Source organism: Novosphingobium aromaticivorans DSM 12444 (assembly GCF_000013325.1).
Lineage (GTDB): Bacteria > Pseudomonadota > Alphaproteobacteria > Sphingomonadales > Sphingomonadaceae > Novosphingobium > Novosphingobium aromaticivorans.
Window position 1 is genome coordinate 469,363 of record NC_007794.1, and the last position, 19,820, is coordinate 489,182.

Genomic DNA, 19,820 nt, shown 5'->3' on the forward strand with positions numbered 1-19,820 from the left:
ATAGCGGCGCGACCGGATTCGGGCAAAACCGGGCCTGTGGATAGTCCGGGGATTAATGAGCGCCGGCGTTCTTCTTCAGGCTTTCGTCCATACGGGCGAGCTGCTCGGGCGTCGCCTCGGTCTGGTATCGGGCCTTCCATTCGGCGGCGGGCAGGCCATGGATCACCTCGCGCGCGGCGGCCTTGTCGCCCTCGAATCCGCCATCGACGATCCAGTCGGCGAGGCAGTTGCGGCAGAAGCCGGCAAGGCCCATCAGGTCGATGTTCTGCGCATCGTGACGATGCTGGAGGTGCTTCACCAGGCGACGGAATGCGGCGGCGGCGACAGCGTCCGGCAGTTCATCGATTGCATTCGTATCCACTGTAAACGTCCTTGGGTTTTGCACGGCCATCGGCCATAGCGCGTTTCGCCGGAATGATAAGGAGTACCAAAGCCGTGGCCAAGCTCGATCCTCGCGGACGCAAGGTAAAGATCCTCGCCACGGTCGGCCCTGCCAGCCGCGATCCGGAAATGCTCGAAAAGCTGTTCCGCGCCGGCGCCGACGCCTTCCGCGTCAACATGAGCCACGGCGAACACGCGATTCACGCCGAGACCATCGCCAACATCCGCGCGCTGGAAAAGAAGGTGAACCGGCCGATCACGATCCTGTGCGACCTGCAGGGGCCCAAGCTTCGCGTCGGCAAGTTCAAGGACGGCCGCGCGGTCATCCGCCATTCGGGCCACTTCACGCTCGATCGCAATCCCGAGCCGGGCGATGAAACCCGCGTCTGCCTGCCGCATCCCGAACTGTTCGGCGTTCTTCACAAGGGCCAGCGCCTGCTGATCGACGACGGCAAGCTGCGGCTGCGGGTGATCCGCGCCGACGAGAACGAGATCCTCTGTTCGGCCGAAGTCGGCGGCGTCATTTCCGATCGCAAGGGCGTCAACGTTCCCGATGCGGTGGTGCCCGTTCCCGCGCTGACCGACAAGGATCGGCGCGACCTGTCGTTCGCGGTTGAGCAGGGGGCGGACTGGATCGCGCTGTCGTTCGTCCAGCGGCCCGAGGACGTGGCCGAGGCGCGGCGCCTGCTGGGCGGCCACGGCTCGCTCATGGCCAAGATCGAAAAGCCGGCGGCGATTTCCCGGCTTGAAGAGATCGTCGAGCTTTCGGACGGCATCATGGTCGCCCGCGGCGACCTTGGCGTCGAGCTGAACCCTGAAGAGGTGCCGCCGCTCCAGAAGCGCATCGTCGAAACCGCGCGCCGCCAGGGCAAGCCGGTGGTCGTCGCCACGCAGATGCTCGAATCGATGATCGAAGCGCCGACGCCGACCCGCGCCGAAGTTTCGGACGTCGCCAATGCGGTCTATGACGGCGCCGACGCGGTGATGCTCTCGGCCGAAACCGCCGCCGGTGCCTGGCCGGAAGAGGCGGTCACCATCATGCACCGCATCGCCGCGCAGGTCGAAGCCGATCCGGGCTATGGCGCGCGCGTCCACTTCTTAGAGACGCTTCCCGATCCGACCACCGCCGACGCCCTTGCGCAGGCTGCGGCGAGCATCACCGAGACCTTGCCGATTTCCGGGATCATCGTGTTTACCGGATCGGGTTCCACCGCTCGCCGCGTGGCGCGCGAACGTCCCGGCGTGCCGATGCTCGTGCTCACGCCTTCGCACAAGACGGCGCGCAAGGTCGGGCTGCTGTGGGGCGCCCATGCCGTCAGCACCAAGGACATCGGCAGCTTCGAGGAGATGATCGCCAAGGGCAAGCGCATGGCGCTGCGCCACGGCTTCGGCTCGGCCGGATCCAAGCTCGTCGCGCTGGCGGGTGTTCCGTTCGGCACGCCGGGGGCGACCAACCTGCTCCACGTGGTGACGCTTACCGGCGACGAACTCACCCGCCACGGCGAATGAGGCGACGATAGACGGCCGGTCGCGCGTCAGCGCGTGCCGGTCCCTGTCGGTCGGGCTCAGCGCTCTCCGAACAGTGCGGAGCCGACGCGCACATGCGTCGCGCCGAGTTGCACGGCGGTTTCCAGGTCGTCGCTCATCCCCATCGACAGCCCGGACAGGCCGTTGTCGTCGGCGAGCTTGTCCAGCAGCGCGAAGAACGGCGCCGCCTCGATGCCTGCGGGGGGAACGCACATCAGGCCCACCACGTCGATGCCCTTCTCGCGCGCGTCGGCGAGGAGCGCCGGCAGGTCCGCCACGGCGCAGCCGCCCTTCTGCTCTTCCGCGCCGATGTTCACCTGAACGAAGCACGGCACCCGCTTGCCCAGCTTGTCCTGCGCCTTCGCCAGCGCCGCGACCAGACTGGGCCGGTCGAGCGAGTGGATGCAGTCGAACAGGGCAATGGCGTCCTCGGCCTTGTTCGACTGGAGCTGGCCGATGAGGTGGAGCGAGATGTCGGGATGCGCGGCACGGATCGCGGGCCACTTGGCCTGTGCTTCCTGCACGCGGTTCTCGCCGAACACCCGCTGACCCTGTGCGACAAGGTCGAGAATGGCTTCTGCCGGCTTCGTCTTCGACACCGCGACGAGCGTCACCTCGTCGGCCTTGCGACCGGCGATGCGGGCTGCGGAAGCGATGCGGGCGCGAACCGCATCGAGCGGCGATGAAGGGACTGCCTGTTCCATGGCGCGGTGCTATAGCGCCGGGATGGCAAAGCGCCAGACCATCCAGCGCGCGCGTGCGCCGCATCTGATCCTGCTCAGCGATGCACGCAACGATGCGGCGCTGGCCCGCGCGATCGCGCGGCTGCCGCGCGGGTCGGCGCTGGTCTTCCGGCACTATCACCTGCCTGCTCACGAACGGCGGCGGCGCTTTGCGGAACTGCGCCGGCTGGCAAGAGCGCGCGGCATCTCGATGATCGGCGCGCGCGTTCCCACCGCCTGGGGGGGCGAGGGCGTCTACGGAACTGCGCGCGAGGTGGCGGGAAGGCGGGGTATCCGGCTTGCCACCGCCCACTCGCTCGGTGAAGTCGCTGCCGCAGCGAGAGCAGGTGCCGACGCGGTCCTGCTATCCCCGGTTCATCCTACTCGCTCACATCCGGGAGCGCCGGTACTGGGCCCGGTGCGCTTCCTGCTGCTCGCGCGCCGGTCTCCGCTGCCGGTGATCGCGCTTGGCGGTATGACGGCGCGGCGTGCGGCGCGCTTGCCGGTGCATGGCTGGGCGGCTATCGACGGCCTCGCTTAAGCCATTGCTCCAGCGCGATTCCCCGCGGGATTCTTGACGCTGACTCCCTAACCGGCGCATGATGGCCAAAGCAAGGGCAGGGATACGCGCAATCATGGCTAGCCGGGCAGGATCGAACGCACGCGGAAGCGGCGCAGACTGGCGTGCCGTGCTGCGCCGCTCGTTGCGCCGCAGCCTCGAACTGATCGGCGGCGGCGTGCTTGCGGCAGCCATGCTGTTCCTGGCCCTCGCGCTGGTCAGCTATACCCAGACCGATCCTTCGGGCAGCACCGCATCGGGTAGCCCGGTCGAAAACTGGATGGGCCTGGCCGGCGCGTGGACGGCGGAGCGGGTGCTGCTGTTCTTCGGCCTTCCGGGCGCATTGCTCCTGCCTCTGCTGTGGGTCTTCGCGCGGCGCCTGTGGGACGCGGAAAGCGACCTGATCGATATCGACGACGACGACGAGGCGCCGCCGCCGCAGCGCTGGTGGCGCCCGGCGCTTCTTCTGCTGTTGGCGATGGCGCTGATTGGCACTGCGCTGGCGCTGTGGGGCGCGGGTTCGTCCAGCCGCCTGCCGGCGGGGCCCGGCGGCCTTGCCGGCCTGCTCGGCGCGACGCTGGTCAATGCGCTCGCGGGCCTCGTGCCGCAGGTTTCGCCGCTTTGGTTCAGCGTGCCCGTCGGTCTTGCGACGCTTGGCGGAGGCATCGCGCTGGCCAGCCGGATCTTTGCGTTCGACTGGGCGCGCATGGCCAGCCTGCCATCCTTCCTGCACCGCCGCGAGCGTGTGGAAAAGACCGGCGACGAAGTGCCGTTCGAGCCCACACCGCGAAAGGAAAAGCGCGAGAAGGAAGCCCGCGCCGCTGCCGAGGCGGTCGATGTCGAGGCCGCTCTCGCCCCGCGCAAGCCGACCGAGATTACCGACCCTTCGCGTGCGCCCGCGCCTGCCGCGGTCCAGTCCAAGGCGCGCCAGGGCGACCTGTTCGACAAGTACGAACTGCCCTCGATCGAACTGCTGGTCGAGGCACCGGCAGGCTCGGCGCAGAAGATCGACAAGCTCGCGCTTGAACGCAACGCGCGCCTGCTTGAAAACGTGCTCGACGACTTCAACGTCAAGGGTGAGATCACCGCCGTGCGCACCGGCCCGGTGGTGACCATGTACGAGCTTGAGCCTGCCCCCGGCATCAAGGCCAGCCGCGTGATCGGCCTGGCCGACGACATCGCCCGCAATATGAGCGCGATTTCCGCGCGCGTTTCCTCGATCCCCGGCCGCACCGTCATGGGCATCGAACTGCCCAACGCGATCCGCGACATGGTGAGCTTCCGCGAGCTTGTCGCCTGCGAGAAGTTCGCCAGTTCCAAGGCGCTCCTGCCGATCATCCTGGGCAAGGACATTTCCGGCGATCCCATCGTCGCCGACCTTGCCACGATGCCGCACCTGCTGGTCGCGGGCACCACCGGCTCGGGCAAGTCGGTTGGTCTCAACTGCATCCTGCTTTCACTGCTCTACCGGCTCACGCCTGCGCAGTGCCGCCTGATCCTGGTCGATCCCAAGGTGCTGGAACTCAAGTCCTACGACGACATTCCGCACCTCCTCTCGCCCGTGGTGACCGAGCCGGGCAAGGCCGTGCGCGCGCTGAAGTGGGCTGTCGAGGAAATGGAGCGGCGCTATCGCCAGATGTCGTCGATCGGCGTGCGCAACATTTCCGGTTTCAACGAGAAGGTCCGCGCCGCGCAGGCCAAGGGCAAGCCGCTGGGCCGCCGCATCCAGGTGGGCTTCGATCCCGACACGGGCGAGGAGCTGTTCGAGGAGCAGCAGCTCGACTACGAGGTCCTGCCGCAGATCGTGGTCATCGTCGACGAGCTGGCCGACCTCATGGTCACCGTCGGCAAGGAGATCGAAGTGCTGATCCAGCGGCTCTCGCAGAAGAGCCGCGCCGCCGGCATCCACCTGATCATGGCAACGCAGCGTCCCTCGGTTGACGTCATCACCGGCGTGATCAAGGCCAACCTGCCGACGCGCATATCCTTCGCCGTGACCAGCCGCATCGACAGCCGCACGATCCTGGGCGAGCAGGGCGCGGAACAGCTCCTGGGCAAGGGCGACATGCTCTACAAGCCCAACACCGACCCTATAAAGCGCGTCCACGGCCCGTTTGTGAGCGACGAGGAGGTCGAGAAGGTGGCCGATCACTGGCGGTCGCAGGGCAGCCCCGAATACGTCGATTCGGTAACCGAGGAGCCCGAGGACGGCGGCTTCGGCTTCGACGACATCGACAGCGCTTCCGACAACCCCGAAGATCGCAAGTATCGCCAGGTCTGCCAGCTCGTGTTCGAAAGCCAGAAGGCTTCGGCAAGCTGGATCCAGCGCCAGATGGGCGTGGGCTACAACACTGCCTCGAAGTGGATCGAGCGGATGGAAGCCGATGGCCTCGTCGGTCCGGCCAACCACGTCGGGCGGCGCGAGATCTACCGCGACAAGGACGGCAACCCGCTCTGACCGCCGTTCAGGTCCCGAGGAAGGTCGCGGCGACTTCCCTTGGCACCCGCAGCAGTCGTCCGCTGGCCCGGTCGATCAGCGCCCAGGTGGTCCGTGCGCTGACGATCACGCGGCCTTGCCCATTGCGGAATTCCACGCAGCGATCGAAGCGGGCGCCGGTCGGGCCTTCGGGAATGAAGGTTTCGGCCGTGACGCTCTCGCCCGGGCCGATGTTGCCGCGATAGTCGATCTCGTGCCGGGTCACGACCCAGACATAGGCCTCCTGGTGTGCCTGCGGTGCGACGGCGGACCAGTGGCTGGTGGCGATGTCCTGGATCCACGTCACCCACACCGCATTGTTGACGTGGCCCAGCTCGTCGATGTGCTCCGGGCCCGCCGTGAATGTCAGCGTGTGGCGATTGCTCACGCCGCGACGCCCAGTTGCCACAGGATGAAGGCGAATTCCTCCGCCGTCTCCTTCAGGCTCTCGAACCGGCCCGACTTGCCGCCGTGGCCCGCGCCCATGTTGGTCTTGAGGATCAGCTCGTTCTCGTCGGTCTTCAGCTCGCGCAGCCTCGCCACCCACTTGGCCGGCTCCCAGTAGGTCACGCGCGGGTCATTCAGCCCGGCGGTGACCATGAGTGGCGGATAGGCCTGCGGCTTGACCTGATCGTAGGGCGAGTAGGACCGGATCAGTTCGAAAGCCGCCTTGTCCTCGATCGGGTTGCCCCATTCCGGCCATTCGCCCGGGGTCAGCGGGAGATCCTCGTCGAGCATGGTCGCAAGGACATCGACGAAGGGAACGTGCGCCACGACCGCGCCCCACAGGTCGGGGTCGGAATTGATCACCGCGCCCATCAGCTCGCCGCCGGCCGATCCGCCCGAGATGCTGATTTTTCCGGCCTCGGTGAAGCCGCGCTCGATCAGGCCTTTCGCCACGTCGACGAAGTCGTTGAACGTGTTGGTCCGCGCCTCGAGCTTGCCGGCCTTGTACCATGCCCGGCCAAGGTCGTCGCCGCCGCGGATATGGGCGATGGCATAGGCGAAGCCCCGGTCGACCAGGCTGAGGCGGGTGGTCGAGAAGCCTGGGCCGATGGCGATGCCATAGGCGCCGTAGCCATAGAGATGCAGCGGCCCGCCCGGCTGACGATCCTTGCGCCAGACCACGCTGACCGGGACCATCGTGCCGTCGCGCGCCGCGATCTCCAGTCGGGTCGTCTCGTAGAGCGAGGCGTCGTAGCCACTCGGGATTTCCTGCACCTTGAGCAGCGTCAGGTGCCGGGTTGCGACGTCGTAGTCGAATACGGACGAAGGGCTGACCATCGATTCGTAGCCGACCCGCAGCACCTGCATCGCCCATTCGGGATTGTCGCCCAGCGAGGCTTCGTAGCTCGCCTCGGGAAATTCGATGGGCTCGATCCTGGTCGGATCATCGTAGTAGCGCACCTCGATGCGATCGAGGCCGCGAACGCGACCTTCCACGATGTAGAAGTCGCGGAACAGCTCGAACCCGGTCAGGTAGAAGTCCTGCGTGCCCTCGATCAGCGTCGTCCAGTTGCCCGGGTCAGAGAGCGGCGCAGTGGCGAGGCGGAAATTCTCGTGGGTGTCGTTGGTATGGATGTAGAGCACGCCCTCGCGCTCATCCACGTCGTACTCGACGCCTCTCTGCCGGGGCTTGACCAGCAGCGGCGGCGCCAGCGGGTCGTTGGCGGGCACGAGGCGAACCTCGCCGGTCTCGTGGTCGCCGGTGGCGATGATGAGCCACTTCTCGTTGGCCGAAAGCGCCGCACTGACGCGAAACCCTTCATCGTCCTCATGATAGAGTTCCACGTCGCTTTCCAGCGGCTGGCCGATCCAGTGCAGCCGCGCATTGTCGGTGCGCCAGTTCTCGTTGGCGAGCGAATAGACGAGCCCGGTGTCGTTCTTCACCCAGATCAGGCCTGACAGCGTGCCCGGAATCTCGTCGGGCAGGATCTCGCCGGTGGCGATGACCTTGATCCGCGCGGTGAAGCGCTCCGATCCGTTGTCGTCAACCGACCAGGCGAGGCGCGTTCCGTCGTTGGAGACCGCGATGGCGCCGAGGCGGAAGTATTCCTTGCCCTCGGCCAGCGCCACTTCGTCGAGGATCAGTTCGTCGGCGCTGCCGTCATCGGGCGCACCGACCGGGCGGCGCCACCACTTCTTGTATTCGGCGCCGTCCTCGTACTCGATCCAGTAGAGGAAATTGCCGTCCTTCTGCGGCACGGACTTGTCCGCTTCCTTGATCCTCCCGCGCATTTCCTTGAACAGCTTGTCGATCACCGGCTTCTGCGCGGCCATGCGCGTCTCGAACCAGGCGTTCTCGGCTTCCAGATGGGCCAGCACGTCCTTGTCGGTCACGTCCGGATAGCCGGGATCGCGCAGCCAGAAATAGTCGTCGGAAACGGTCAGGCCGTGGTGCGAGAAGCTGTGCGGCTTCCTTGCCGCGACGGGAGGAGTGGCAAGAGTCATTCGCTGCATCTATGTTGCCCGCATGACGCCCGCAAGGCGGGCCTATCCCATTCAGGACACACCCCATGCTTATGCACACCCACGAAGCCCGCCTCGACGCCTTGCGAAAGCAGCTGGCGAAGGACGGCCTGGACGGCTTCGTCATCCCGATTTCCGACGAACACATGAGCGAGTATGTCGGCGCCTACGCCCAGCGGCTGGAATGGCTGACCGGGTTCGGCGGTTCGGCCGGGACTGCCGTCGTCCTTGCGAACGAAGCCGCGATCTTCGTCGACGGGCGCTACACCCTGCAGGTACGCGATCAGGTCGACGGTTCGCTGTGGTCGTACCAGTCGGTGCCGCAGACCAGCGTCGCTGCCTGGCTTGGCGAACATGCGCCCAAAGGCGCGCGCATCGGCTATGATGCGTGGCTCCATTCCAAGGGCTGGGCGCAAGCCGCGCAGAAGGCCCTTGCAGATCGCGGGGCGACGCTCGTGCCCGTGTCCGCCAATCCGGTCGACGCGGTGTGGCAGGACCGCCCGGCGCCCTCGCTCGCACCCGCCATTCCCCACGCGGACGAACACGCGGGCAAGTCCGCCAGCGAGAAGCGCGCCGAAGTTGCCGAATGGCTGGCCGCCAGGGGGCTGGACGCCGCTGTCGTCACCGCGCTCGATTCGGTGGCATGGCTGCTCAACATCCGGGGCAGCGACGTGGACCGCACGCCGGTGGCACTGTCCTTCGTACTTGCCCATGCCGATGGCACCGCCGACCTGTTCATCGCGCCGGAAAAGGTCACGCCTGCGCTCCTCGCGCATCTCGGCAATGCCGTGCGCGTGCAGCCGCGCGAGGCTTTCGTGCCTGCGCTCAGGGCGCTCGCGGGGCGCAAGGTCGCGGTAGATCCAGAGCGGGCGGTGGCGGCGATCTTCCATGCACTCGAAGATTCCGGCGCCGAGATCGTTGCCGAGACGGACCCGGTCGTCTTGCCCAAGGCCCTGAAGAATCCGGTCGAGCAGGCTGGGCACCGCGCCGCGCAGGCCCGCGATGGCGCGGCGATCGCCCGCTTCCTGCGCTGGGTGGCCGTCGAGGCGCCGAAGGGCGGGGTGACCGAACTCTCGGCCGCCAACCGCCTCCAGGCCTTTCGCGCGGAAGGCGGGCTGCTCAGGGACCTGTCTTTCGACACGATCTCGGGCGCGGGACCGAACGGCGCCGTCGTTCACTACCGGGTGAGCGAGGAAACGAGCCGCGTACTCGAGCCGAACAGTGTCTACCTCGTCGATTCGGGCGGTCAGTACGTCGATGGCACCACCGACATCACCCGCACCGTGTGGATCGGTCCGGGCGAGCCGCCTGCGCTGGTGAAGGACCGCTTCACCCGGGTTCTCAAGGGCCACATCGCGCTTGCGCGGGCGGTGTTCCCCAAGGGCACCGCGGGCAGCCAGCTCGACAGCTTCGCGCGCCAGTTCCTGTGGGCGGCAGGCCTCGATTATGCCCACGGCACCGGCCACGGCGTCGGCAGCTTCCTCGCCGTCCACGAGGGGCCGCAGCGCATCGCCAAGGCATCCGGAGGCCAGGCGGGCACCGGGCAGGAACTCATGCCAGGCATGATCCTGTCGAATGAGCCTGGCTATTACAAAACCGGAGAATACGGCATCCGCATCGAGAATCTCGTGCTCGTGGAGCGGCGCGAAATCGAAGGCGCGGAAGGCGAGTTCTACGGTTTCGAGACACTGACCTTTGCGCCCATAGACCGGGCTCTGGTCGACGTGGCGCTGCTTTCGGGCGAAGAGCGCGAGTGGCTGAACGCCTATCACGCGAGCGTCCGCGCTGTCCTTGCGCCCCAGCTCGGCGGCGAGGATCGCGAGTGGCTGGTCCGGGCCTGCGCCCCCTTGTGACGGGATATTTGTTCACCTATTGTTCCGAAATCGACTCACGCAAAGGAAATCGGACATGATCGGCTACGTCACCGTTGGGACGAATGACCTCGAACGCTCCGCGGCTTTCTACGATGCAATTGCGGCGGAGATGGGTGTGGGCCGCATGATGGAATTCCCCACCGGCATCGCCTGGGGCGTTCCCGGCGGCGCTGCGGGGATCGCGGCGATGAAGCCCTTCGACGGCAATGCCGCCACGGTGGGCAACGGAGTGATGGTCGCGCTTGAGGCGAAGGACAACGCGCAGGTCGACCGGCTCCATGCCATCGCGCTCGCTCATGGCGGCAGCGACGAAGGCGCGCCGGGCTTGCGTGGCGGCGGATTCTACGCCGCCTACTTCCGCGATCCCGATGGCAACAAGCTCAACGCCTTCGTCATGGGCTGACATTCGCTTGCGCGGCGATGAACATGAATTCGCCTGCGCGACAAATTGCGACAAAAATCCGGCCCTGCCGGCATAGTCGCGCGACAATGCGCTCCTAGATAGGACCCACAGGAACTGCGGTCGTCCCCATCCAGTCCCCCCTGGGCAAGGTCTTCCCTCCCCCTCTCCTTGCCGAAACGGCGGGCGGCCGCAGTCTCCTCCCCCTTTCCTCCTCGTGGAGCGTGACAATGAAGAAATTCCAGCTTGCTGCTGCAGCCGCCGTCATGGCGACCGCCTCGGTCGCACTCTATGCGGCATCGCCCGCGATTGCGCAGAAGATGGACGCCGATGGCGACAAGACCATCACCTGGGCGGAAGCCAAGGCGAAGTCCGACGAAATGTGGACGAAGCTCGACGTCAACAAGGACGGCAAGCTCGACCAGGCCGACCGCGCCGCCAAGTGGGCCGAAAAGTTCGCCGAGATCGATACCGACAAGAACGGTTCGATCAGCCGCGACGAATTCATCGCTCATCACGAAGCCATGAAGGACCGAATGGGCGATATGCCGGGCGATCGTCCCGATGCCTCGCCTGGCGAACGTCCTGGCGGCCATCCTGACGGCATGCCCGGCCACGAAGGCCATCGTGGCAAGCGCGGTCCCGGCGGGCACCACGGCATGATGGGCGGTGGCATGCACATGCTCGGCATGGCCGATGCCAACAAGGACGGCACCGTGACCCGCGCCGAATTCGATGCCGCCGCCAAGGCACACTTCGACAAGGCCGACGCCAACAAGGATGGCAAGATCACGCCGGAAGAACGTCGCGCCGCGATGAAGGAAATGATGGGCAAGATGGGCCGCCCCGGCGAACGTGGCCCGATGGGCGCAATGGGCGATGGACCTCCGCCCCCGCCTCCGGCTAACTGATTGCCATGAACGAAGCGCCGATCCGCATTCTCCTGGTGGATGACGAACCGGCCCTGCGCGAACCCCTGGCGGACTATCTGGTCCGCCAGGGGTTCGTCGTAACGCAGGCCGGTACTGCCGCCGAAGCACGCAGCCGTTTACTTGAAACCGGTTGCGACCTGGTCCTGCTCGACATCATGATGCCGGGCGAAGACGGGCTGTCGCTGTGCCGCCATCTTGTGGAATCGAAGCGGCTTCCGGTCATTTTCATCACCGCGAAGGGCGAATCCACCGATCGCATCGTCGGGCTGGAAATCGGTGCCGACGACTATGTCGTGAAGCCCTTCGACCCGCGCGAACTCGTCGCCCGCATCCGTTCGGTCCTGCGCCGCGCAACCAAGCAGTCGAGCGAGGTTTCGGACGAGGTCATCTATGAATTCGAGGGCTGGCGGCTCGATCCGCTCAAGCGCCGGCTGATCGATGCCGAAGGCGCGGTCGTCGCCATATCCTCGGCCGAGTTCCGCCTGCTCATGGCTTTCCTCGACCATCCCCGCCAGGTCCTCGATCGCGATCGTCTGCTCGATATGGTCCAGGGCCGTGAAGCGCACCTGTTCGACCGCGCGGTGGACAACCAGATTTCGCGCCTGCGCCGAAAGATCGAGGTCGACAGCCGCAATCCGGAACTGATCCAGACCGTCTGGGGTGGCGGCTACATGCTCGCCGCCGAAGTCCGCAAGCGCGCCGCCGTCGAAGGCGAAGCCTGAACCGTGCGAGCCTTGCGCCTCTGGCCCCGTAGCCTGCAGGGACAGGTCCTGCTGGCGATTGCCTTCGCCCTGCTGATCGCGCAGACGATCTCGGCGGTGCTGATCTGGCGCGAACAGAGCCACCGCCGCGAATCCGGGATGGTCAGCTCCGCCGCGTTCCGGTTGCTCGGCCCGCCGCCCGAAATGCGGCGCAAGCATCACGGCGATGACGACGAGCGTCCGCCGCCGCCACCCTTCCGCGTCGACGTGACCGACCGTTCCCCCCAGCGCCCCGGCGAGCGCCGCCTCCCGCGCGTCGAGCACGAGCTTGCAGAGGTCCTCACCGCGCAGGGATATGACGCGGCCCAGGTTGTCGTGTTCCAGCGCGATCCGCTGCAAGACGAGCCGAGCCTTGAATTCATGCGCCGCCACCGGCGCGAACTCGCGGCGGTCTCGAAGGAACCGATGCCTCGCCTGGTCATCGCCGCTGTTCGCCAGTCGAGCGGGCAATGGGTTTCGACCCGCGTGTTCAGCGAAGGCGGCGAGATGCGCGTGCTTGCCCCACTCGTCGGGCAGACGATCGTGCTCTACTTCGTGCTGGTCGGCGTCATGGCGCTTATCCTGCGCCGCATCACCCGCCCGCTTAAGGCGCTGACCCGCCGCGTCGGCGATTTCGCCAGCAATCGTACGCTCGATGGACAGCTGGAACCCGAAGGGCCGGAGGATATCCAGGGCCTGATCGACGCGCACAACGCGATGGAAGCCCGGATCGCGGCCATGCTCGACGAGAAGGACGTCATGCTCGGCGCCATCGGGCACGACCTCAAGACCCCTCTCGCCGCCCTGCGCGTGCGCATAGAGGCAGTCGACGACGATACCGAGCGCGCGCGCATGGCAGCCACCATCGAGGACATCAACCGCTCGCTCGACGACATTCTCTCGCTCGCCCGCGTCGGTCGCCCTTCCGACCCGGTGGAGCCGACGGAACTTTCCGCTCTCGTCGCCGACGTGATCGGCGAATTCGAGGACATGGGGGAACCGGTCGAACTGGGCGACACCGAACGCGTCGTCGTTCCCCTGCGCGCCACCTGGCTGCGCCGCGCGCTGCGCAACCTCGTTTCCAACGCCATGCGCTATGGCGAAAGGGCGCGCGTATCGCTGGCCCGTGACGGGCGCACCGCCGTTCTCCGGATCGAGGACGATGGCCCCGGCATCCCCGAAGGCGAGATCGCGCGCATGATGGAGCCGTTCACGCGGCTGGAGGCATCGCGCAACAGCGGTACCGGCGGCACGGGCCTCGGCCTCACGCTTGCCCGCGCCATTGCGGACCAGCACGGTGGGACCCTGATCCTGACGAACCGCCACGGCCCCGGCGGCGAAATCGTCGGCCTGACCGCCACGGTGCGCCTGCCGACGGGTTAACTCCCCGCTCATCGGCGCGGGGCATAGTCAACCGACATCGGTCGGCGCATGATTGTCGTTCGTCGAAAGGACTCGCGGCCAGCCCGACCGGTTGCTAGTGCAACCAATCTTCATTGCGCCGGGGAGTCATTGTCCGCATGCGTACCATTTCACTTGTTTCGGCGCTTGCGCTGTCCATTGCTTGCCTTGCCGTTCCAGCCACTGCCCAGCAGGCCCCGGCCAACCCTTCCGCCGCCGCCGGCGTGCACACCGATCTTCCTCGCGTGGCGCATCCGTCGCACTATGCAATCTCGATCACGCCCGACGCCACGAACCTCACTTTCACCGGGACCTCTTCGGTCGACCTTGAAGTCACCGAGGCGAGCCCGGTGCTGACGCTCCACGCCCTCGACCTCAAGATCGCCTCGGCCACGCTCACGCCGGCCGGCGGCGCGGCCATGCCGGTCACGGTCACGATGGACGCGGCCAGCCAGACTGCACGCTTCGCCGCCGCCCAGCCGCTCGCGCCCGGCAAGTACCGGCTCGACACGACCTATTCGGGCGTAATCAACACCCAGGCCAACGGCCTCTTCGCGCTCGACTATCCCGACAAGGTCACCGGCAAGGACGTGCGCGGCCTGTTCACCCAGTTCGAGGCGCCGGACGCCCGCCGTTTCGCGCCCATGTTCGACGAGCCGATCTACAAGGCGACCTTCGATCTCTCCGCCGTCGTCCCGTCGAACCGCATGGCGATCAGCAACATGCCGACGATCAAGGAAGAGGATCTCGGCAAGGGGCTCAAGCGCGTCACGTTCGGCACCAGTCCGAAGATGTCATCGTACCTGCTGTTCTTCGCGCTCGGCGATTTCGAACGCATGGCCAAGGAAGCCGCGCCCGGCGTACAGGCCGGGATCGTCGCGCCCCGGGGCAGCGGCGAGCAGCCGCGTTTCGCGCTCGATGAGCTGGCGCCGCTGATCCCCTACTACTCCGAATACTTCGGCCAGCCCTATCCCCTGCCCAAGCTCGACAACGTGGCCGCCCCCGGCCAGTCGCAGTTCTTCTCGGCGATGGAAAACTGGGGTGCGATCCTGACGTTCGAGCGCATCCTGCTCAACGATCCGGCGATCACCTCGGCCTCTGCGCGCCAGAACATCGTCACCACCCAGGCGCACGAAGTGGCGCACCAGTGGTTCGGCAATCTCGTCACGATGGCCTGGTGGGAAGACCTCTGGCTGAACGAGGGCTTTGCCAGCTGGATGGAAACCAAGGCGACCGCCCATTTCCACCCCGACTGGTTCCCGCTGCTCGGCCGCGTCGAAGGGCGCGAGGCCGCGATGGGCCTCGACGGGTTCAAGACCACGCACCCGATCGTGCAGGAGATCAAGACCGTCGACGAGACCAACCAGGCCTTCGACGCGATCACCTACCAGAAGGGCGAAGCGGTCATCTCGATGCTCGAATCCTTCGCGGGCGAGACCGTGTGGCGCGATGGCCTGCGGGCCTACATGCGCGACCACAAGTTCGCCAACACGCGTTCCAGGGACCTGTGGCAGGCGGTCGAAAAGGCCGGTGCCCCCGGGCTGACTTCCGTTGCCACCGACTTCACCACCAAGCCCGGCATCCCGCTGGTCAAGGTGACCGGGCTGACCTGCCGCAAGGGCGTCTCCACGGTGATGCTCGAACAGGGCGAATTCAGCATCGACCGCAAGGACCAGGTCGCGGGTCAGCCGCAGCAGTGGAAGGTGCCGCTGCTCGTCTCCGCCGGCGGCGAGGCGACGCGCACGATCCTCGACGGCGGCAAGGGCACGGTCACCGTCAACGGTTGCGGCCCGGTCGTCATCAATGCGGGCCAGCTCGGCTATTACCGCTCGCTCTACACGCCCAAGATGCTGGCCTCGCTCAAGACGGCGATGCCGTCGCTGCAGCCCGTCGACCAGATGGGCCTGATTGCCGACAACCTTGCGCTCTCGACCAGCGGCTACCAGCCCTATGCCCCGGCACTGGACCTCCTCGCCGCGGTTCCGGGCAATGCCAATCCGGTCGTCGCGAGCAGCGCATTCGGGCGCTACGTTGGCGCGTGGCGTACGCTCGAAAAGGACCCGGCTACCCAGAAGCGGCTCGCCGCGAAGGTCGCCGCCACCTGGAAGCCGCGCCTCATGACGCTCGGCTTCGACCCCAAGGCGAACGAGAGCCTGCCGGATGCCGATCTGCGCTCCACGCTGATTTCGGGCTTCGGCACGATGGGCGATCCCGATGTCGTGGCCGAGGCGCGCCGCCGCTTCGCCATGCTCGCCTCGAACCCCAAGGCTCTCGACGGTCCGCAGAAGACGACCTGGCTCAACATCGTCGCGCGCAATGCGACGAAGGCTGATTGGGATGCGATCCGCCAGATGGCGGCCGCTTCGAACAGCGCGGTCGAACGCCAGTTCCTCTACACGCTGCTCGGTCGTCCCGCCGATCCCGCGCTTGCTGCCGCCGCGCGCGATCTCGCGCTGACCGACGTTCCGGGGAAGACCACGAGCGCTGCAATGATCGTCGCGGCGGCGGGGCTACACCCGGACGCCACCTACGATTTCGCCGTGGCCAACCGTGCGAAGATCGAGGGGCTGGTCGATGCGCAGAGCCGCGTGACCTTCATTGCCAGCCTTGCCAACGCGTCGAACGATCCGGCGATGCTGGCCAAGCTGGAGGCCTTCAAGGCAACCGTCCCCGCCGAAGCCTCGCGCCCGGTCGATCGGGTGATCGGTGGCTTAACCGAACGGGCAAAGGCGCGTCCGCTCTTCGTCAAGGGCCTGACCGACTGGCTCAACGCCCGCAAGAAGTGACAAGCCATCCGGGGCGGCTGTGCCGCCCCGGACCGGTTCCGGGCCCGGGCTTCCGTCGGAAGCAGCCCTCTAGCGCAGCAGCCCGCCCAGGATTCCGCGGGCAAATCGCCCGAAGGCCTCGCCGCCGATTGAAGAGGCGATAGAGCCCGCCATCGCCGTGATCCCCGAAGCCATCGGCGCCGCGCGCGATTTCTTGCCGGTGATCTGCGCCGCGATGACCGCGCCGGCCGACGATGCCACTGCCCCTGCGGCGGCCTTTCCGGCGCGCTCCCACATCGAAGGCGACCTCCGCGCCGAGGCGCGCTGGCTGTCCTCGCCCTCGGCCTCGATCTGCTGCGCGGCGGCGGCGGCGTCAGATGCCTTGCGTGCGAGAATCTCTGCGGCGGATTCGCGGTTCACCGCCGTGTCGTACTTTCCATCGAACGGGCTGACGGACTGGATGATTGCGCGCTCCTTCGGCGTCAGCGGTCCGAGGCGCGAGCGGGGCGGCGCGATCAGCGTGCGCTGGACCACCGAGGGCGCACCGTCCTCCTCCAGCGTGGAAACCAGCGCCTCGCCCACCTTCAGTTCGGTGATGACCGTCTCGACATCGAGATCCTTGTTGATGCGAAAAGTCTCGGCGGCGGCGCGGATCGCCTTCTGGTCGCGCGGGGTGAAGGCGCGCAGGGCGTGCTGCACCCGGTTGCCGAGCTGGCCCGCGATCTTCTCGGGAATGTCGATCGGGTTCTGCGTGACGAAGAACACACCGACGCCCTTCGAGCGGATCAGGCGGACGACCTGCTCGACCTTTTCCATCAGCGCCTGTGGCGCGTCCTCGAACAGGAGGTGCGCCTCGTCGAAGAAGAACACGAGGCACGGCTTCTCCGGGTCGCCCACTTCGGGCAGCGCCTCGAACAGTTCGGACAGAAGCCACAGCAGGAAAGTCGCGTAGAGCTTGGGGCTCTGCATCAGCTTCTCGGCGGCCAGCACGTTGACCATGCCGCGTCCCTGCTCGTCCACCTTGAGGAAATCGTTGATCTCGAAGGCAGGCTCGCCAAAGAAGCGATCTGCCCCCTGGCTTTCGAAGGCAAGGAGCTGGCGCTGGATCGTGCCCACGCTGGCCTTCGAGACATTGCCGTAGCGCGTGGCAAGCTCGCTCGCGTTCTCGGCGCAGGCAACCAGCACCGATTGCAGATCCGCAAGGTCGATCAGCAGCAAGCCGTTGTCGTCGGCATAGCGGAACGCGATGTTGAGCACGCCTTCCTGCGTCTCGTTGAGCCCCATCAGGCGCGCCAGCAGCAATGGCCCCATTTCCGAAATGGTGGTGCGGATGGGGTGCCCGCTTTCGCCGTAGAGATCCCAGAACACCGCCGGATTGTCGGAATAGGCGTAGTCGGCGATGCCCAGTTCCTTCGCGCGCGCCTCCAGCGAGGCGGCATGCTTGAACGTGGGGCTGCCAGGCATGGCTATGCCCGCAAGGTCGCCTTTCACGTCGGCCATGAACACGGGTACGCCGCGCGCCGAAAACTGTTCGGCAATGCCTTGCAAGGTCACGGTCTTGCCGGTGCCGGTCGCCCCCGCGATGAGCCCGTGGCGGTTTGCCCGGCCCAGGCGCAGCACCTGCCGTTCGCCGTTCGAACCCAGACCGAGGTAGATATCGTCCATGCGCAGCACCTTATCCGTTTGGCCCGAGACCAGTTGGCCCGAGACTAGGCCGCAGCCTTGTCCCTTGCGAGGGGTTTTTGCATCCGGAGCGGGTAACGGCTAGAGCGCGCAGGAACGCCATGACCCGTGCTCCCTTCATCCTGCTCGACGACGCCCGCAGCGAGGGCGCGAGTGATGCGCGCCTCTACGAGGACGCCGTCGAGATCGTCGTCGCGCGCCGCGCCGAGGAGGTCGAGGCCGCGCTTGAACGGATCGCGGCTGTCCCCGGCAACTGGGCAGGCTACCTCGCCTACGAGGCGGGCCTCGCGCTCGAACCGCGTCTCTTGCCGCTGGCGGCGGTGCGAACCGGTGCTGACGGCCCGTTGGTGTGGTTCGCGCGCTTCGACCGCGTCACCCGGATGCCGAGCGCGGAGGTCGAGCAGTGGCTGGTGCGCAATGCGCGCGGCCCCGGGCGCCTCGGTCCGCTCGGCCCTGCGCTGTCGTCGGGCGGCTATGCCCGCGCCTTCGACCTGGTGCAGGAGGCGATCCGCGCGGGCGACATCTACCAGGCGAACCTGACCTTCCCGCTGACCGGCACCTGGGATGGCGATCCGCTGTCGATCTACGGCGAAGTGCGCCGCGATGCGCGCGCGGGCTATGGCGGCGTGATATGGGACGGCGCGCATTGGCACCTCTCGTTCTCGCCCGAACTCTTCTTCAAGCTTTCCGGCGGAGAAGCGCGGGTGCGCCCGATGAAGGGCACTGCCCCGCGCGGGGCAACCCCCGAAGAGGACGCGCGCTTCAAGGCCGACCTCTCCGCCAGTGTAAAAGACCGCGCCGAAAACCTGATGATCGTCGATCTCATGCGAAACGATCTCGCGCGCGTTTCACAGGCCGGGTCGGTCAAGGTCGAGGCGCCCTTCGCCATCGAATCCTATCCTACCGTCCACCAGATGGTCACCACCGTGCGCGCCAGGCTTGCCCCCGGCGAGGACGTGCGCAGCCTCCTGCGCGCGATCTTCCCCTGCGGTTCGATCACCGGAGCGCCCAAGATCCGCGCGATGGAGATCATCCATGCCGCAGAACGGGACGCGCGCGGGCTCTATTGCGGCTCGATCGGACGGATCGACCCCACTGGCGAGGCGGCGTTCAATGTGGCAATCCGCACGCTGCGTCTTTCGAGCGATCACGCCGGGGCCTCCGGGGGCCGCGCGGTCATGGGCGTCGGCTCTGCGGTCGTTGCCGATTCGGCCATGATCGGCGAATGGCGGGAATGCGTGGTGAAGGGGAATTTCTTGCGTCTGTCCGCCGGCCATGCCGACCTTATCGAGACCATGGCCTTCGATCCGGCCAAGGGTATCGAACTGCTCGAACTGCACCTCGAACGCATGAAGGCCAGTGCGCTTGCGCTAGGCTACAGCTTCGACCGGCACGCGGTGCGCAATGCGATCCATGCGCTTTGCTTCGATCTCGACGCGCCCTCGCGGGTCCGGCTCGTCGTGTCGAAGGGGGGCGCCCATGCGCTCGATGCCTCGGCCATGCCGGCGCCGATCGAAAGCCTGACCTGCGCGGTGCTCTCGCTTCCGGTGTCGGACGGCGACTGGCGCCTGCGCCACAAGACCACGGACCGCGCCTTCTACGAGGCGGGCCTGTCCGCCGCGAAACGGGCGGGCGCCGGTGAGGCCCTGTTCCTGCGCGACGATGGCTTCCTTACCGAAGGCACGTTCACCAACATCTTCGTCGAGCGCGATGGCATTCTGCTCACCCCCCGCGCCGAACTCGGCCTGCTTCCCGGCGTACTGCGCCGAAGCCTGATCGAGGCCGGACGTGCGGTCGAGGCGGACCTGACGCTCGATGACCTTGCCGGCGGCTTCCTCGTCGGCAACGCGCTGCGCGGCCTCATCCCGGCTCGCCTGCTTGGCGCCTGACA

General features: G+C 66.9%; 15 protein-coding genes. 10 read left to right on the forward strand and 5 right to left on the reverse strand.

Features of this window, described 5'->3' with window-relative positions:
• Window positions 1-52: 52 nt before the first annotated feature.
• Window positions 53-361 carry a DUF1244 domain-containing protein gene (locus tag SARO_RS02160; RefSeq protein ID WP_011444093.1) on the reverse strand — a complete coding sequence of 103 codons (309 nt, stop codon included), beginning with the start codon at window positions 359-361 and terminating at the stop codon, window positions 53-55.
• A 53-nt stretch (window positions 362-414) separates the two neighbouring features.
• Here SARO_RS02160 and pyk point away from each other — a divergent pair, with 53 nt between their 5' ends.
• The gene (pyk, locus tag SARO_RS02165; RefSeq protein ID WP_041549959.1) at window positions 415-1,890 is read left to right on the forward strand and encodes a pyruvate kinase; all 1,476 of its coding nucleotides are present in this window, start codon (window positions 415-417) and stop codon (window positions 1,888-1,890) included.
• 56 nt (window positions 1,891-1,946) lie between these two features.
• Here pyk and SARO_RS02170 read toward each other — a convergent pair whose 3' ends face one another.
• A complete protein-coding gene (locus SARO_RS02170) occupies window positions 1,947-2,612 on the reverse strand; it encodes a YggS family pyridoxal phosphate-dependent enzyme (RefSeq protein WP_041549961.1) in 666 nt (221 codons plus the stop codon).
• Window positions 2,613-2,634: 22 nt separating this feature from the next.
• On the opposite strand from SARO_RS02170, the gene SARO_RS02175 reads away from it, so the two are divergent.
• Window positions 2,635-3,171 (forward strand): thiamine phosphate synthase, encoded by a 537-nt coding sequence (locus tag SARO_RS02175; protein WP_011444096.1) that lies wholly within the window; start codon window positions 2,635-2,637, stop codon window positions 3,169-3,171.
• Window positions 3,172-3,265: 94 nt separating this feature from the next.
• Entirely contained in the window at window positions 3,266-5,647 is a 2,382-nt protein-coding gene (locus tag SARO_RS02180; RefSeq protein ID WP_011444097.1) for an FtsK/SpoIIIE family DNA translocase, read from the forward strand.
• Between the two features lie 7 nt (window positions 5,648-5,654).
• On the opposite strand, the gene SARO_RS02185 is transcribed toward SARO_RS02180, so the two are convergent.
• Both SARO_RS02185 and SARO_RS02190 read right to left on the reverse strand, forming a co-directional pair.
• Window positions 5,655-6,053, reverse strand: coding sequence for an acyl-CoA thioesterase (locus tag SARO_RS02185; RefSeq protein ID WP_011444098.1), 399 nt, complete (start codon window positions 6,051-6,053; stop codon window positions 5,655-5,657).
• Window positions 6,050-8,125, reverse strand: coding sequence for a S9 family peptidase (locus SARO_RS02190; protein WP_011444099.1), 2,076 nt, complete (start codon window positions 8,123-8,125; stop codon window positions 6,050-6,052). Before SARO_RS02190 ends, SARO_RS02185 begins: the two co-directional genes overlap by 4 nt.
• A gap of 62 nt (window positions 8,126-8,187) precedes the next feature.
• Between SARO_RS02190 and SARO_RS02195 the strand changes: the two genes are divergently transcribed.
• The 6 genes from SARO_RS02195 to SARO_RS02220 all read left to right on the forward strand — a co-directional run bounded on the left by SARO_RS02195 (window position 8,188) and on the right by SARO_RS02220 (window position 16,267).
• Window positions 8,188-9,987, forward strand: coding sequence for an aminopeptidase P family protein (locus SARO_RS02195; RefSeq protein ID WP_041549963.1), 1,800 nt, complete (start codon window positions 8,188-8,190; stop codon window positions 9,985-9,987).
• Window positions 9,988-10,042: 55 nt separating this feature from the next.
• Window positions 10,043-10,411, forward strand: a complete 369-nt coding sequence (locus SARO_RS02200) for a VOC family protein (RefSeq protein WP_011444101.1) — start codon at window positions 10,043-10,045, stop codon at window positions 10,409-10,411.
• A gap of 227 nt (window positions 10,412-10,638) precedes the next feature.
• Entirely contained in the window at window positions 10,639-11,319 is a 681-nt protein-coding gene (locus tag SARO_RS02205; RefSeq protein ID WP_011444102.1) for an EF-hand domain-containing protein, read from the forward strand.
• Between the two features lie 5 nt (window positions 11,320-11,324).
• The gene (locus SARO_RS02210) at window positions 11,325-12,062 is read left to right on the forward strand and encodes a response regulator (RefSeq protein ID WP_011444103.1); all 738 of its coding nucleotides are present in this window, start codon (window positions 11,325-11,327) and stop codon (window positions 12,060-12,062) included.
• A gap of 3 nt (window positions 12,063-12,065) precedes the next feature.
• A complete protein-coding gene (locus SARO_RS02215) occupies window positions 12,066-13,463 on the forward strand; it encodes a sensor histidine kinase (protein ID WP_011444104.1) in 1,398 nt (465 codons plus the stop codon).
• Window positions 13,464-13,600: 137 nt separating this feature from the next.
• Window positions 13,601-16,267, forward strand: a complete 2,667-nt coding sequence (locus tag SARO_RS02220; protein WP_011444105.1) for a M1 family metallopeptidase — start codon at window positions 13,601-13,603, stop codon at window positions 16,265-16,267.
• Between the two features lie 69 nt (window positions 16,268-16,336).
• Here the strand turns inward: SARO_RS02220 and SARO_RS02225 are convergent, their stop codons facing one another.
• Window positions 16,337-17,911: a helicase HerA-like domain-containing protein gene (locus SARO_RS02225; RefSeq protein WP_011444106.1), complete on the reverse strand. Its 1,575-nt coding sequence runs from the start codon at window positions 17,909-17,911 to the stop codon at window positions 16,337-16,339.
• Between the two features lie 119 nt (window positions 17,912-18,030).
• Between SARO_RS02225 and pabB the strand changes: the two genes are divergently transcribed.
• On the forward strand, window positions 18,031-19,818 hold the full coding sequence (pabB, locus tag SARO_RS02230; protein ID WP_011444107.1) for an aminodeoxychorismate synthase component I: 1,788 nt from the start codon (window positions 18,031-18,033) through the stop codon (window positions 19,816-19,818).
• The last annotated feature ends 2 nt before the right edge of the window (window positions 19,819-19,820 follow it).